The organism is Pedobacter aquae (assembly GCF_008195825.1).
Taxonomy (GTDB): Bacteria; Bacteroidota; Bacteroidia; order Sphingobacteriales; family Sphingobacteriaceae; genus Pseudopedobacter; species Pseudopedobacter aquae.
Window position 1 is genome coordinate 1,054,372 of the sequence record NZ_CP043329.1, and the last position, 16,406, is coordinate 1,070,777.

General features: G+C 35.6%; 8 protein-coding genes and 1 pseudogene. 6 read left to right on the forward strand and 3 right to left on the reverse strand.

From position 1 onward, the window contains the following. Positions 1 to 989: 989 nt before the first annotated feature. Entirely contained in the window at positions 990 to 1,268 is a 279-nt protein-coding gene (locus FYC62_RS17040) for a hypothetical protein (protein ID WP_168199383.1), read from the forward strand. A 90-nt stretch (positions 1,269 to 1,358) separates the two neighbouring features. Here FYC62_RS17040 and FYC62_RS17425 read toward each other — a convergent pair whose 3' ends face one another. From FYC62_RS17425 to FYC62_RS04680, 3 genes are read right to left on the reverse strand one after another with little or no spacing between them, the layout of a single operon-like run. Then, positions 1,359 to 1,859, reverse strand: coding sequence for a putative nucleotidyltransferase substrate binding domain-containing protein (locus FYC62_RS17425; protein ID WP_240534816.1), 501 nt, complete (start codon positions 1,857 to 1,859; stop codon positions 1,359 to 1,361). Next, positions 1,856 to 3,268, reverse strand: a complete 1,413-nt coding sequence (locus FYC62_RS04675) for a DUF294 nucleotidyltransferase-like domain-containing protein (protein WP_240534817.1) — start codon at positions 3,266 to 3,268, stop codon at positions 1,856 to 1,858. Before FYC62_RS04675 ends, FYC62_RS17425 begins: the two co-directional genes overlap by 4 nt. 16 nt (positions 3,269 to 3,284) lie before the next feature. Continuing rightward, positions 3,285 to 3,947, reverse strand: coding sequence for a 3'-5' exonuclease (locus tag FYC62_RS04680; RefSeq protein WP_149074106.1), 663 nt, complete (start codon positions 3,945 to 3,947; stop codon positions 3,285 to 3,287). A gap of 126 nt (positions 3,948 to 4,073) precedes the next feature. Between FYC62_RS04680 and glgX the strand changes: the two genes are divergently transcribed. The 5 genes and pseudogenes from glgX to FYC62_RS18235 form a co-directional block, all read left to right on the forward strand. Then, entirely contained in the window at positions 4,074 to 6,191 is a 2,118-nt protein-coding gene (gene glgX, locus FYC62_RS04685) for a glycogen debranching protein GlgX (RefSeq protein WP_149074107.1), read from the forward strand. 2 nt (positions 6,192 to 6,193) lie between these two features. Beyond that, positions 6,194 to 7,993, forward strand: coding sequence for a malto-oligosyltrehalose trehalohydrolase (gene treZ / locus FYC62_RS04690; protein WP_205943785.1), 1,800 nt, complete (start codon positions 6,194 to 6,196; stop codon positions 7,991 to 7,993). Next, positions 7,990 to 12,159 carry a malto-oligosyltrehalose synthase gene (treY, locus tag FYC62_RS04695; protein WP_149074109.1) on the forward strand — a complete coding sequence of 1,390 codons (4,170 nt, stop codon included), beginning with the start codon at positions 7,990 to 7,992 and terminating at the stop codon, positions 12,157 to 12,159. The genes treZ and treY overlap by 4 nt, the downstream gene beginning before the upstream one ends. A 58-nt stretch (positions 12,160 to 12,217) precedes the next feature. After that, positions 12,218 to 13,099, forward strand: coding sequence for a mechanosensitive ion channel family protein (locus FYC62_RS04700; protein ID WP_149074110.1), 882 nt, complete (start codon positions 12,218 to 12,220; stop codon positions 13,097 to 13,099). Positions 13,100 to 13,551: 452 nt separating this feature from the next. After that, positions 13,552 to 16,257, forward strand: a pseudogene (locus FYC62_RS18235) (DUF7149 domain-containing protein); the annotation flags it as partial. Between the last annotated feature and the right edge of the window lie 149 nt (positions 16,258 to 16,406).

Consider the following 16,406-nt stretch of genomic DNA (forward strand, 5'->3'; position numbering starts at 1 on the left):
TATGTAGATAGGGTAGAAAGTACAGAGTATAAAGTAGAAAGTACAGAGTAGAAAGTATAAAGTACAGAGTACAAAGTAAAAAGATGTCTAAAAAGCGATATTTAGGGACTTCCAATAATATTAAATAAAACTTTTCCTAAGAACGAAGGACGGCCTATGAAGATTTGGAAGCGAAGTCAAATAAATCTTTTGCAGAATCATTAATAAAACACTATCAGAAAACAATCCGACGGGTGATGTATAAACTTTCACAAAGAAAAACCATTCACACCACTCAGGATTGTGGATTAAGATTTATTTAGACGAAACGACAAATATTCATCAGCCTTGAATTTTTGGGCACTTTTTTTTCAAGAAAAAAGTGCCTAGGGCTGGCCGCCTATGAGGCCGGAGAGACTTGAGCGAAAACGCCATTTCCAAAAGCTTCACTTAGTTTAGTAATCTCTAGTGATATCATTTATCCGCCTCAAGAGCCGGCGGGGCCCATTACTTTTTAGAGGAAAAAAGTAATCAAAATCCTTGAGCAATCCCGCTGGAGCTTTTGCCGCACAAGGCTCTCCCACACTCAAAATAATGAGCGCTTATTTTTGCTAGCAAGCGGTTTATGAACATTAGTGTAAACTCGAACGCAAAACCGCATGCGCTATAGGCTTTATTTAAGTAAAAAGTCAAAAGTATAAAGTAAAAAGATGCCTAAATATTGGATATTTCGGCCTAACATCCTAATCAACTATTAACGAATAAACTAATTGTTGCTCATGCACTTCGGTTTAGCCTGTTTTTTATCAAAGTTTGCTCCTATCTAGAAGTAAAAAGTACAGAGTAGAAAGTATAAAGTACAGAGTACAAAGTAAAAAGATGTCTAAAAAGCGATATTTAGGGACTTCCAATAATATTAAATAAAACTTTTCCTAAGAACGAAGGACGGCCTATGAAGATTTGGAAGTGAAGACAAATAAATCTTTTGTATAAACTTTCATTAAGCAGTATTGGGAAACAATCCGACGGGTGATGTAGAAACATTCAGAAAGCACAATCCTTCACACCACTCAGGATTGTGGATTAAGATTTATTTAGACGAAACGACAAATATTCATCAGCCTTGCCTGCCTGCCGGTAGGCAGGATTTATTCATTTTTTGTTTATGGTTTTTCTTTGGTATTCATGAATTCGTTCCTCGTTTTTTGTTTAATTTTTATCAAGAAAAAAGTAAACAGGGTTGGCCGCCTATGAGGCCGGAGAGACTTGTGCGCAACAGCCCGTCATAATATCTTTAAATAGTAATTATTTGCCTCTATCGCCGGCTTGAAGATGAATGCCTGATTTGAAAATCACTTTTCAAAAAAATCCAAAACCACTTAACCCAAAAGATTATTCGTAAACCTCATTTTTATACCTGCTTGAAAGTTTTCTATCGTCTTGAAAATTTCTTTTAAAGTAACCTGCTCAATACGAGTAAGGTTTTTAAGCTCTATATAATTATTAGGTTTTATTTTCTCGTGAATTACTTGCGAAGCTTGATTTTTTAGCCTTAAACTCATCAAATAATAATAAGACTGCATCAACTCATGAAACTGAGTTTCGGAAAAAACACCTTTTTCTTGTAAGGCTTTTAATCTTTCTCCGGTATTAAGCTTGAAAATTCTGTTTTGCAAAGCATAAACACGTACCAAATCTACTACAGGTGTCATGGCGTTTTTTATATCAAAAACCTCTGATTTCCCTAAAGTTTGTGTCCTGATATTATTAAAGAAAGTTAAAGGAGGATTATACTGAAGTGCATTTTTAGCAATAAAGACAAAGAATTTTTCCATCGGGTTTTTTAATTCTTCATCTAAAAAGTCTTGCAACTCGTTCATAATTTGTTCATCGCCATAAAGGTATCGGCAATCAAAAAAGTAGAGAATTTAATGGCACTTTCTGGTAAAGATTCCTCCATCCAACTCTTATAATTGCGTTTCCAGTGCGATAAAGAATGTGTCCATTTAGGGTTGCTAGCCATATAACCGCCCTCGCAATACACAAAACCTATATCATTTAATTTATCAGAAACACGTTTGGCAAATTCTAAGAAATAAGAGCGTACCAATTCTCGCTGCTCATTAGCCTTATCTTCATAAATGATGGCGTTATCTTGGTCGGTTTTAAGGGTTTGTTCTTTTCTACCTTCACTACCCAAAACCATGTAAACAAATTTCGCTGGTGGTTTGCCTAGTTCGCTAATCACTTCTTCAATTACTTTCTGGGCAATGGTATCGGCAATGGTGGTAATCACTTGATTGACAATTTCCGCATGAACCCCTCTGCCCAGCAGTTGTGTGATAATGAGCGGAACTTTCTCCCATTTTTGCTTTAATTCTTGAGCATTTAAAGCCAGTTTAACAGATTGTATAAACACTAAAGGAGATTGTGCTTGCTCGCTTAATAAGCGGTTTCTGCTTAAAAAACCTAAGTATTCGCCGTTTTTCTCTACCACCAAGTAGCGGGCTTTGGTTCTAAACATCAATAAGATGGCCTCGTATACATAAGCATCGGTAGCAATGGTTACAATTGGGTTATCCATAATGGTGTGGATAGCCTGTTTAGCATCTATACATTGGGCTATAACACGGTCTCTTAAAGTAATATCGGTAACAAAGCCTATAATTTTTTGTGCATCATCTTTTATAAATAAGCAGCTTACTTTTTTGTCTGCCATGAGTTTTGCAGCATCACAAATAGGGTAATCTGGTTTGCAACTGATTAAATCCCGGTAGGCAACAGCCTCAATTTTTCTAGAATATAATTGTTCTGATGCGATATAGCTTTCTTCAAAGGAAGGTGGTTTTTTAAAGAAATGTGCAAATTCTTCATCCTGCATCCGGTTGCCAAAATCGGTGGTGAAGTATTGAAAAAAGTCTTCATAAGCACTACATAAAGCTCTAAAATCTTTCCTCGGTAAGAAATAAACCAAAGTGCCTTTCTTTACAATAACAGATTTTAAAGCCTTTTTTCTGTTCAGCAATACCGATATACCGCCAAAGCAATAGCCCGTATGGTGTATTTCTACCGAACGTTTATTGTTTTGCCCATCATAAAAGAAGGTTTCATATTCACCTTCAGCAATGATATCCACACCTTTCATTTTGGTAATCTCTTGCCTGTATGCAAGCGTTTCCTTATTATATCTTATTTCCTGTAAGCTATCTGCTATGCTTAGCAAAACATCATCAGGTAGTAAATTAAAAGGGGTGGTATTTTTTAAAATGGTTAATCTTTTTTCAATCATCGTTTTATGATTAAGCTTAAAACATACTAAATGGCCAAATAGATTTACTTTTAGCTTTGGGCTGTTTCATTTTAAAATTAAACTGTTGTGTTTCCATTTGTTCTGCTGTAATATCGCCACGTTTAAGCATCTCAAAAAAGCAGGCTGCGGTAGCTTCAGCGTCTTTTAAAGCATGGTGCTGCTGTTCCATTTTCTCATCAAATAAAAAATGATACAATTCGCCAAGTCTTAAAAAGTTAACCGTTGGATTATGAACATATTTTGAACTGGCCAACATGGTACAAAACAAAGGACTATTTTCTATTGGGTTTTTAAGTTTAGCCCGGTAAGCATCAACACCTACAATATGAAAATCAAGCTCCATAAAATGAGCTATCAATAAAGGATTGTACTTTTTAACATCATAAGCAAATTTTTGTAGCACCTGTTTACGTTTAATGCCATTTTCTTCTAAAAAAGTAGGGGTTATGCCATGTATTTTAAAAGCAGAATCTTCTATTTTGAGGTCTTGCAACTTCATGTAGAAGTTTTCTCGTTTCACTTCTTCGCCACTTTTATGGTAGATAATCCATGCCAGTTGGATACAAGTAGGCCAATTATCAGTATCCTGATAAGGCTTATCCCATTTTTTAGGTAAACCTGATGTTTCTGTATCTATAAAAAGAAGGTAATCTTTCACTAGCCCGAAATTAGAATTTTATTACTCATATTTTATATAATTAAAAGATATACCAAAAAATAGGTACAATTTTTAGTGTTATTGATGATGATTTAAATATTTATCTATCATTAACAAAAATCATCTATGAATATAAAAGTATATCCGGGTAAGCCATACCCTTTAGGCGCTACCTGGGATGGCAAAGGCGTAAATTTTACCCTTTACGCCGATAATGCCACTGGCGTTGATTTATGTCTATTTAACACTACAAAAGACGAAACAGAATCGGTAAAAATCAGGATAAAAGAAAGAACTCATCAAATATGGCATTGCTATGTGCCGGATATTGAGCCGGGGCAACTTTACGGTTTTAGGGTTTATGGCCCTTATGAGCCGGCTAATGGTCATCGTTTTAACCCACATAAATTATTGATAGACCCTTATGCGAAAGCTATAGCAGGTACTATTCAATGGCATAATGCTTTATTTGCCTATCAGGTAGGGCATGAGGATGAAGATTTCTCTTTTAGCGAAGAAGATAGCGCACCTTATATCCCTAAAGCTGTGGTAATAGACCCTGCATTTGATTGGGAGGATGATAAATCACCTAATACTTCTATGCATAAATCTATCATTTACGAAACCCATGTGAAAGGTTTTACCATGCAGCATCCGGATATATCGGAAGAAATAAGAGGTACTTACAAAGCTTTAGCTCACGAAGCTACCATTGCTTATTTAACAGATTTAGGTATTACAGCCGTAGAATTAATGCCTGTTCACCATTTCGTGAGCGATAAGAATTTGCATGACCAAGGTTTAAATAATTATTGGGGTTACAGTACCATAGGCTTTTTTGCGCCAGATGTAAGGTATTCATCATCAGGAGTATTGGGCCAGCAGGTACGCGAGTTTAAAGAAATGGTTAAGGCCTTACATAAGGCCGGTATAGAAGTGATTTTAGATGTGGTTTATAACCATACAGCAGAAGGAAACCATTTAGGGCCTACCTTATCTTTTAAAGGTATTGATAATTGTAGCTATTATAGGTTAACAGAAAATCCGAGGTTTTACATGGATTATACCGGAACTGGTAATACCTTAAATGCCCGCTTACCTAATGTTTTAAGGCTCATTATGGATAGTTTACGCTATTGGATTACCGAAATGCATGTTGATGGCTTTAGGTTTGATTTAGCTTCTACGTTGGCCAGAGAACTCCACGAGGTACAGAAATTAAGTTCCTTTTTTGATATCATTCACCAAGCCCCTATTATTTCGCAAGCTAAATTGATAGCAGAGCCTTGGGATGTTGGTGAAGGTGGTTATCAGGTGGGGAAATTTCCGCCGGGTTGGGCCGAGTGGAATGGCAAATACCGCGATTGTATTAGAGATTATTGGATTGGTGCCGATAGTATGCTAGGAGAGTTTGCGGATAGATTTACTGGAAGCTCAGACCTTTATCAGGATGATTACCGCAAGCCTACAGCCAGTATCAATTTCATAACCGCTCATGACGGTTTTACTTTGCATGATTTGGTTTCTTATAACGAGAAGCATAATGAAGCTAACGGAGAAAACAATCAGGATGGCGAAAGTCATAACCGTTCTTGGAATGGTGGTGCAGAAGGCGATACGGATGATGAAGCTATCATCTCCTTAAGAAATCAGCAAAAAAGAAATTTCTTAACTACGCTATTTCTTTCGCAAGGCGTACCCATGATAGTTGCCGGAGACGAGTTTGGAAGAACCCAACAAGGGAATAACAATGCCTATTGTCAAGATAATGAGATTTCTTGGCTCAATTGGGATAATATGGATCATGAGCTTCAGCAGTTTACTGCATCGCTTATCAGGTTAAGGAAAGAACACCCTACTTTTTGCAGAAGGAAATGGTTTCAAGGGATGCCTGTAAAAGGAATAGGTTTAGAAGACATTGCTTGGTTTTTACCCGAAGGTATAGAAATGGATGATGAGCATTGGCAGCATGATTTTGCCCGTTCTTTGGCTGTTTATTTAAACGGAAAAGGTATCAGGTCTTTAAGTGAGCAAGGCGAAAAAATTATAGATGATGATTTTTATGTGATGTTTAACGCCCATCATGATACCATCATTTACCATTTGCCACCAGATAAATACAGCAAAAAATGGTTGAAGGTTTTAGATACCTCAGAGGCTACGTTTGATGAAGAAACCGTATTGCAATCAGAAGACGAAATCCCGGTAAAGGGTCGGTCGGTAGTTTTACTTAAAGCCATATAAGTATGACAAAAGCTTGCAGAAAAATAGGCGTAAACTATTGCCACGGTACTACAAAGATAAATTTATGGTGCCCCAATGCAAACAAAGTAGCAGTTTTAAAGCCTAAGGATGAAACCATTATTCATTTAGAAAAGGCCGATTTTGGTTATTGGCAAAAAACAACAGATTTACTACAGCCAGGGGATGAATATTTTATGCTGCTTGATGATAAAACTTTGCCAGACCCTACAGCTTTGCAGCAGCCTGATATTCATCAAGCCTCTAAAGTAGCCAATTTACATGCTTTTGAATGGACAGATGAGCATTGGCAAATCCCCGCCATGCAAGATTTTATCATTTATGAGCTGCATGTTGGAACTTTCACACCCGAAGGAACATTTGAAGCCATCATCCAAAAACTAGATGATTTGCTTGAATTAGGTATCAATGCTATTGAATTAATGCCTGTGGCTCAATTCCCTGGCAATAGAAATTGGGGTTACGATGGCGTTTTTCCTTTTGCGGTACAAAATAGTTATGGTGCTTATACAGGTTTGCAAGAGCTGGTGAATGCTTGTCATGAAAAAGGTATAGCTGTTATTTTAGATGTAGTTTACAATCACTTAGGCCCTGAAGGGAATTATTTAAACGATTTTGGGCCGTTTTTTACTGATAAATACCAAACTCCTTGGGGTAAAGCCATCAATTTTGATGATGCCGATTGCGATGCTGTACGTACTCTTTATATCGAAAACGTATTGTTATGGCTAAGAGATTTTCATATTGATGGCTTACGTTTAGATGCCGTACATGCCATTAAAGATTTTAGCGCTAAGCATATTTTGGCAGAAATTAAAGAGCATGTAGATGCTTTTAATCAGGAACATCAAAAAACACATTTCTTAATTGCCGAGTGCGATTTAAACGATAGAAGGTATTTAGAGCCTTTGAGCCAAAATGGTTTTGCAATGGACGCTCAATGGATAGATGAGTTTCATCATGCATTAAGGGTTAGTGCCGGGGGGGAGAAAAATGGCTATTATGAAGATTTTAGCGGAATTTCTTCTTTAGCTAAAGCCTATCAAGATGCTTTTGTTTTTGATGGCTTATACTCGCCACATCGTAAAAAGAAATTTGGTAGTAGTGCAGCTGGTTTGGCAGGAGAGCGCTTTGTGGTTTTCTCTCAAAACCACGATCAAGTGGGTAACCGGATGCTTGGAGAGCGTAGTAGCCAGCTTTTTAGTTTCGAGATGCAGAAATTGATGGCTGCCGCAGTTTTTATTTCGCCTTATATCCCCATGCTGTTTATGGGCGAGGAATGGTCGGCAAGTTCTCCATTTCAATACTTTATCAGCCATACAGATGAAGAGTTGATAAAAGCCGTACAAGAAGGTAGAAAGAAAGAATTTGCGGCATTTGTAAGCGAAGAAGAAGTTCCAGACCCGCAAGCTATCTCTACTTTTGAAGCTTCTAAACTCCGCTGGGACGAGCTTAATTTACCGCAATATAAAACCATGTTGGCCTACTATAAAGCCCTCATACAGCTTCGCAAAACGCATCCGGTATTTAAAAGCACCCAAAGAAAGGGTTTAAAAGCTTACGCTGATGAAACTCGGCAAATGCTTTACCTCAGCAGAAGTAGTGAAGATGTAAAGGTTTTATGTATCCTCAATTTTTCAGCTAAGCAGCAAAGCATTCAAAATTCAGAAATTCAAGCTTATGGATTGATTTTTGATTCTGCCGATGAAAAATGGGCTGGTCATCCTGTTGGAGAGGATGAAATTAGCCCTACAGCTATCAAAATCTATCAATCTAACTTATGAAAAACGCAACGCTACCTATGAAATATCCTGCTCAAACTTATCGTCTACAGTTCAACCATCAATTTACCTTTCAACAGCTTAAAGAAGTGTTAAGCTATTTTAAAAAGATAGGGGTTGATACCCTTTATGCTTCACCCATTTTTAAAGCTGTTAAAGAAAGTGTACATGGTTATGATGTGGTAAATCCACATCAGATAAATCCAGAAATAGGCTCATTATCAGAATTAAAAGCTATCCAGAGTTTTTTAAAAAAGAACCAGATGATGTGGTTGCAAGATATTGTATCCAATCACATGGCTTTTCATCCGGATAACGAATGGTTGATAGACGTTTTAGAGAAAGGTAATAAATCTAGGTTTAGAAGCTTTTTTGATACTCCTTTTAGCTCTAATTTCCTTAACGGAAAACTGATGGTGCCTTTTTTAGGTAGACCCTTGCAAGAGGTCATCAAGAAACAGGAGCTGCAATTGATTTATAAAATGGGTAGGTTTTATTTTCAGTATTTTGATGCTTGTTACCCGCTCAATTTAGCTTCTTATAAAAGCTTAATTAAATATGTAAAGCTAGATAAGCTGCTGCAACAGCTAGAAGATTTAGAGGACATTAACAATAAAGAAGCCTTTGCCAAAGCTTGGGAAAGTTTTATTCAAGAAAGTCATAAAAAATTAAAAGATAAGAAGATACATGTTTTATTAAATCAAACACTTCAAGATATTAACCAATCGCAAACCTTATTAAAAGCCATCATCAATAAGCAATATTACGAGTTTTGTTATTGGCAAGATACCAGTCAGCGTATCAATTACAGGCGTTTTTTTACCGTCAATGGCTTGCTTTGTTTAAACATTCAGGATGAGGTAGTTTTTAAGTATTATCACCAGTTTATCAAGAACCTTTTAGATCAAGATCTTATTCAAGCTTTACGTTTAGACCATATTGATGGTTTATACAACCCTACAAAATACCTGCAACAGCTTAAAAAGCTTGTTGGTGATAAATATATTGTCGCAGAAAAAATCCTTGAAAAAGGTGAAGAATTACCGCCAGAATGGGAGATAGCAGGAACTAGCGGTTATGATTTTTTAGGTTTGGTGAATAACATACTGACTTACAGCCCTTCAGGGGAAACATTTAATGCTTTATATCAAGAAATCATCCCTCAAGAAAAAAGTTTTGAAGAACAGGTACAGGAGAAGAAAGCTAATTTCTTATTCCAAAATATGCAGGGCGAGTTGTATAACCTTTGCAAATACTTCCATACTTTAAAATTAGTAACAGATGCTAGTGCCGAAGACATCAAACAAGCCATTGCTTGGTTTTTGGTTTATATGCCTGTGTATAGGTTTTATGGGGATAGTTTTCCATTAGCAGAAGAAGAGTTTAAGCGTTTACAAAGCATTTTCATCAGGCTTAAAGCCGATAAACCTGAATACCTTTTAGGTTTTAATACTTTAGAGTGTGTTATTTTAAATAGGTGGCAAGAGCAGGAAGACAAGCAAATAAGAAGCACAGCAAGTTTGTTTTATAAGCGTTTAATGCAGTTTAGTGGCCCATTAATGGCCAAAGGTGTAGAAGATACCTTAATGTATACCAATTTTAGGTTTATTGGACATAATGAAGTGGGCGACCATCCCGAAAGTTTTGGCATTTCTACCGCTTATTTTCATGAGTGGATGCAAAAGCGACAAGCGCTGATGCCTTTAACTTTAAATACCACTTCTACCCATGATACCAAAAGGGGCGAAGATGCCCGGGCAAGGCTAAACGTTTTAACCCATTTACCCAATTTATGGATAGAAAAAGTTAGGCAATGGCGCAAAATGAATCAGAATTTGGTGTTGAGGTTTAAAATACAGCCAAATGATGAGTATTTCATTTACCAAAATTTGGTGGGTAATTTCCCTATGCAAGGTAGTATTTCAGACGATTTCTTGCCACGCTTTGAGGCCTATTTGGTAAAAGCTTTAAGAGAAGGCAAAATACAATCAGACTGGAATAAACCCAACGAAAGCTATGAAAACAGTGTGAAGCAATTTGTAGCTGCGCTATTAAATCCAGAGCATCTGTTTATGGTAAGTTTTCAAGAGTTTCATCAGAAAATAGCCCCTTATGGGGTTTATAATGCTTTGGTGCAATTGTTATTAAAATTTACTTGTCCCGGTGTGCCAGATGTTTACCAAGGTACTGAGCTTTGGGATTTTACTTTTGTAGACCCAGATAACCGAAAACAGATAGATTACAAGCTTAGAAATCAATATCTGGATGAGATACAAGAGCTTAAGCCTCATCAAATCAAAGATTTATTAAATCATCCAAATGATGCTAAAATCAAATTATGGCTAACGCAATTTCTCATTCATCAGCGCAAGCGAAAAAAAGAATTTTATGCCCATGCTAACTACCAAGCTGTAAGTATTGAAGGAGCGTTTAAAGAGCATTTAATTGCTTTTAAAAGGGTGTTTAATGAGCAGGAAGTTTTGGTTGTTGCAGTATTGCATCCGGCATTGTTGTGCGAAAAATATCAGTGTAAACTAGAAGATATAGATTGGGGCGATACGCAATTGCTTGACACCCAAAACAAGCCCTGGAGAAATTTAATAACAGAAGAAATCACTGAAGCTGTTTATGTTAAGGATATTTTAGGCTATTTACCTTTTGCCATTTTAGAAAGTAAAAAGCAAAATAAACGTTCTGCTGGGGTGCTTTTACATATCAGTTCTTTACCTTCTGCCTATGGTATGGGCGATTTAGGCGAGCAAGCCTACCAGTTTATAGATTTTTTAAAACAGGCCCAACAGCACTATTGGCAAATATTACCACTAACACCTTTGGCAGCTTCAGAGTCTTTCTCGCCTTATAGCAGTTGGAGCAGTATGGCCGGTAATAATTTGTTTATAGCCTTAGAACCGCTGGTAGAAGAGGGCTATCTGCAACAAAAGGATTTAGATAAGGCTGCTATACATCCGGGAAACCGGGTAGATTATCTGCAAGTAGAAAAGCATAAAAAGTTACTGTTGAAAAAAGCTTGGCAGCAGGCCAAACAGCAATTACCACCTGCTTTTGAGCAATTTTGCCAGCGAGAAAGCTACTGGTTAAATGATTATGCTCTTTTTATGGCTTTACATCAGCAATATAAAAAGCCTTGGTACCAATGGCCTAGCGCTATAAAAAAGCGAGAATTGAAGGCTTTAATGGTAGAAACTGAAAAACACCAAGAAGCTATAATAGAAATTAAATGGCAACAATACCTGTTTGATTTGCAATGGCGACAGTTAAAAGCCTATGCCAAGCAAAATGATGTGGAAATTATTGGCGATTTACCTTTTTATGTCAACCATCAATCGGCAGATGTATGGGCGCAGCAAGATATTTTTGCTTTGGATGAAGAGGGGAAAATTAAAGGTATTGCAGGTGTACCGCCCGATTATTTTAATGAAGATGGTCAGCTTTGGGGGATGCCCGTTTTTAGGTGGGATGTTTTAAAAAAGCAAAATTACGATTGGTGGTTAAAGCGCTTGCAAAAGAATATCCAATGGTTTGATGTTTTGAGACTAGACCATTTTAGGGCTTTTTATGATTATTGGGAAGTACCAGCAGGAGCGCAAACGGCTAAAGATGGTACCTGGAAGGAGGGACCGGGAGCTGATTTTTTTGATTTTATTTTAAAACATTTCCCAGAAAAACCTTTTATAGCTGAAGATTTGGGCGATGTAAACCAAGGTGTTTTTCTACTAAGAGACCAATTTGAACTCGCTGGGATGAAAGTTTTACAGTTTTCTTTTGGTGATGATATGCCACAATCTTTGCACACACCGCACCATCATCAAGAAAATTTCTTTGTTTATAGCGGTACGCATGATAATAATACCTTGTTGGGATGGTATAAAGAAGCCGGAAATAACATCAAAGCTAACCTGAATTTGTATTGCAACAAGAAAATAAGCCAGCATAATGTGGCAGAAGAAATCATCCGCATGGCCTATGCTTCGGTTTGCAAAACGGCCATCATCCCTTTACAGGATATTTTAAATTTAGATGAACAAAGTAGGATGAACCTGCCCGGTACTACAGAACAAAATTGGTCTTTTAAGCTCGTGGGCGATGAATTAAAGCCTCAAATAGCGGCTAAATTGGCTGTGCTGACTAAAATATTTCATCGCAGTTAGCAGCCCTGATTAAATTTAATTGTCTTTTTCTTTAAATTTGATGTAGATTAAAGCCTATATGAATATTAAAGATATCACAGCTAAAGAAAGAAGTACCACTACAGAGCTACTTGTTATTTTTATTAAGCTTGTTGTTTATGCTACTTTGGTATATTTTAATATCAACCAGCCAGAAATTTATGTTAAAGTGCCCATTATTGGTAAAGTAGCTTACTCTTTACTGATTGTTACGGGGGCAAGTTTCTCTATTTCGGTGGTGCGTTTAATCATCATTTATTGGTATATCCGTAAGAATAATCTCAAGGCTAATATCAAAGACAATTTTATTTTGGGTATTAACCGCATTGTTTCGGTTTTAAATACAGTTTTCCTCATCATAGCTATTATGGTTTTTATGGGGATAGACCCTATCAAGTTTCTAACCAGCATTACCATTGTTGCGGCAGCTATTGCTTTGATATTTAAAGAGTACGTAACCAACATGATTAACGGCTTAATCATCATGTTTTCAGACCGTTTGTCTTTAGGAGATCATATCAAAGTGTTAGACCAAGAAGGGAAAATTTTAGACATTACCTTAATCAATATCATCATCCAAAATGAAGATAACGATATGGTGCTGATACCTAATTCGGTTATTTTTACCTCTTTAATTGTTAACCAATCTAAGCAAAATATTAAAAAACTTACGGTAGAGTTTGAATTGGATGTTAACTTAAACCAAACCCCAGCAAGTTTAGAAGCACATCTAGAAAACATCATCAAACCTTATGAAGATTATACCATGAAAGATGGTTTTTCTGTAAAAACCCTCGAAATCAGGAAGGATTATACCAAATTTAAAGTGCAAGTATTGCTCAATTACCACGATAGAGCCAAAGAAAAGGAAATCAGAAGAAAGCTAAATACGGCAGTGTTAGAGTTGAGAGGTGGAGTGTAGTTTGGTTGGTTAGTTTGTAGTTGGTTAGTTGGTTAGACTGTATTATTGATTGATTTTTGAATGAGAGAATGAGTGATTTTTGAATGAGAGAATGAGAGAATGAGTGATTTGAATCAGTTATCGGTTACCAGTTGTCGGTTCTGGGTGATGACTTTCCTGTTTTTTTAATTTTTAATTTTTCCTTTTGAATTTTTCTCTGTCATTGCGATGAGGAACGAAGAAGCAATCTTGATTATATTGATTGATTTTTGAATGAGAGAATGAGTGATTTGAATCAGTTATCGGTTACCAGTTCTTGGTGGATTGATGTGGATGATTTTTGAATTTTTTCTTTAATTTTTAATTCTCTTTTTGTTTTTTCTTTTTAATTTTCAACACTTAGATATCTTTCTAATAGAAAAACTTATTTTAACCACTTCAAGAAAACATAACTACGTAATGATAACAAAAGAATTGAAACCCAAAAAGGTACTAAACAAAGCTTTTTTAAAGGTAAAACCTAATAGGACTGATATTGAAGGTTTTAAGGTCAATCTCATTACTTTGTTAGACAGAACGAATGATACTGAGAGCGAAGAGTTTCACAAAAACTTAGTTTCAGATTTTCTTAAAGACACATATTATAAGCAAAATCATTTTATAAACACAAAAGGTAGAAATGACCTTGTTATTCATAACGGACAACATGCAAACTCTACGGTTGGCGTAATCATCGAAGCTAAAAAGCCTACTAACAAATCAGAAATGGTTACCACCAAAAAACTGAATGTTAAAGCTTTTCAGGAATTGGTATTATATTACCTAAGAGAAAGAATAACACACAAAAATCTTGAAGTAAAACATTTAATAGCTTCAAATATAAACGAATGGTTTATTTTTGATGCCACCTTATTTGATAGACTTTTTGCTCAAAATAAAACCTTTGTAAAGCAGTTTACGGATTTTGAAGAAGGGCGTTTGGCTGATACCAAAACAGATTTTTTCTACAAACAAATTGCTGAACCATTCATAGAAAGTATTACTAACGAAATAGAATTTACTTACTTTAACATTCAAGATTTTCAGAAACAACTTAGAAATACAGATAAAGCAGATGATAATGCACTAATTGCATTATTTAAATTGTTATCACCAGAGCATTTGCTAAAACTCCCTTTTACTAATGACAGCAACAGCCTTGATAAAAGATTTTATAGTGAGCTGTTACATATCATTGGTTTGACAGAAACTAAAGAGGGAAGTAAAAAGCTTATTGAGAGAAACAAAGAAGGAGCAAGAAATACAGGCTCTATTTTAGAAGATGCCATTATTCAGCTAGACAGTTTGGATAAAATAAGCCGTTTAGAAAACTCTTCTACATATGGCAGCACTTACCAAGAAAGACTTTTTAATGTTGCTTTAGAGTTATCTATAACATGGATTAACAGAATTTTATTTCTTAAGCTATTAGAAGGGCAGTTAATTAACTATCATAAGCGCAATTTGGATTATGCTTTTTTAAGCAACAAATTTATTAAAGAGTATGATGATTTAAATAGTTTGTTTTTTCAGGTACTGGCTAAAAATATGAAGACAGAAATGCAGATGTTAAAGCAGTATTTACTAAAGTACCTTATTTAAATTCTTCTTTGTTTGAGCCAACCGAGCTAGAACATCAAACTATTTTTATTAGTAATTTAAAAGATGATAAAACAATACCCATTATATCATCTACAGTTTTAAAAGACCCACAAGGCAAAAAAAGAACTGGAAGTTTAACCACCCTTCAATATTTATTTGAGTTTTTAGATGCTTATGATTTTGGTGCTGAAGGTGGCGAAGACATACAAGAAGATAATAAAACACTCATTAATGCATCGGTTTTAGGTTTAATTTTTGAAAAAATAAATGGTTATAAAGATGGCTCTTTCTTTACACCTGGCTTTATTACCATGTACATGTGCCGAGAAACAATTCGTAAAGCTGTTGTACAAAAATTTAATGAAACCAAAAACTGGAATTGTAACACACTAGAAGAACTTTATGATAAAATTGAAGACCGCAAAGAAGCCAATATTATTGTAAACAGTATTAAAATTTGCGACCCAGCAGTGGGTTCTGGACACTTTTTGGTTTCGGCATTAAATGAAATGATTGCCGTAAAAAACGATTTAAAAATTCTGCAAGACCGTGAAGGTAAACGCCTTAAAGAATATCTGGTAGAAGTAGTAAATGATGAGTTGATTGTAACCGATGAAGAAGGCGAACTTTTTGAGTATCACCCCACCAATAAAGAAAGTCAACGCATACAAGAAACACTTTTTCATGAGAAGCAAAGCATTATAGAAAATTGTCTTTTTGGGGTAGATATTAATACCAACTCGGTTAAAATATGCCGTTTACGTTTATGGATAGAATTGTTGAAAAATGCGTATTACAAAAACAGTACAGAGTTAGAAACCTTGCCCAATATTGATATCAATATTAAATGCGGAAACTCTTTAGTGAGCCGTTTTGCCATAGATGCCGACCTGAAACAAGCCTTAAAGAAAAGCAAGTGGAATATAGACAGCTACCGCATAGCAGTAGACACTTACCGAAATGCAGAAAATAAAGAGCAGAAAAGGGAAATGGAGAAATTGATATTAGAGATAAAACAAAATTTTTCTTCTGAAATACGGATGAACAGCCCACTTAAAAAACGTTTAGATAAACTGGCGAGTGAACTGTATCATCGTTTTACAGGAACATTTCTTTTTGAACCCGAAACTCCATATGGAAAGGCAAATAAAAACATTGAGAAAAAACGGAAGGCAGAACAACAAAAAATTGAAAAAGAAATAGAAGAAATAAGTTCAAAAATTGAAGAAATAAAAGCCAATAAGATTTTCGAAAATGCTTTTGAATGGCGGTTTGAATTTCCTGAAGTGCTAAATGATGATGGCGATTTTGTGGGCTTTGATGTTGTGATTGGGAATCCGCCTTACTTTTCATTGTCTAAAGTTAAAGAGCAGTCAGAGTATTTTTCAAAAGCAAATTATGTAACTTATTCTAAAGGAGCAGACATCTTTTGCTTATTCTATGAACTTGGTGGTAATATTTTAAAGCCGCTTGGCTTTTTAACTTACATTACTTCTAATTCTTGGCTAAGAGCAATTTATGGAGAGCCTCTAAAAAAATATTTTATTCAAAAATTACAGCCAATTGCATTAATAAATATTGAAGATGTTCAAATATTTGAAGAAGCCACCGTTGAATCAAACATTTTTACACTTCAAAAATCATTGAGTTCAAAACCATTTCAAGTAGTCAATTTATCAAAAGACTA

Excerpts from the sequence above, each read along its gene's own strand:
- FYC62_RS04700 (WP_149074110.1), top strand. The coding sequence starts at position 12,218 with ATGAATATTAAAGATATCACAGCTAAAGAAAGAAGTACCACTACAGAG.
- FYC62_RS17425 (WP_240534816.1), bottom strand. The coding sequence starts at position 1,859 with ATGAACGAGTTGCAAGACTTTTTAGATGAAGAATTAAAAAACCCGATG.
- FYC62_RS04675 (WP_240534817.1), bottom strand. The coding sequence starts at position 3,268 with ATGATTGAAAAAAGATTAACCATTTTAAAAAATACCACCCCTTTTAAT.
- glgX (WP_149074107.1), top strand. The coding sequence starts at position 4,074 with ATGAATATAAAAGTATATCCGGGTAAGCCATACCCTTTAGGCGCTACC.
- treZ (WP_205943785.1), top strand. The coding sequence starts at position 6,194 with ATGACAAAAGCTTGCAGAAAAATAGGCGTAAACTATTGCCACGGTACT.
- treY (WP_149074109.1), top strand. The coding sequence starts at position 7,990 with ATGAAAAACGCAACGCTACCTATGAAATATCCTGCTCAAACTTATCGT.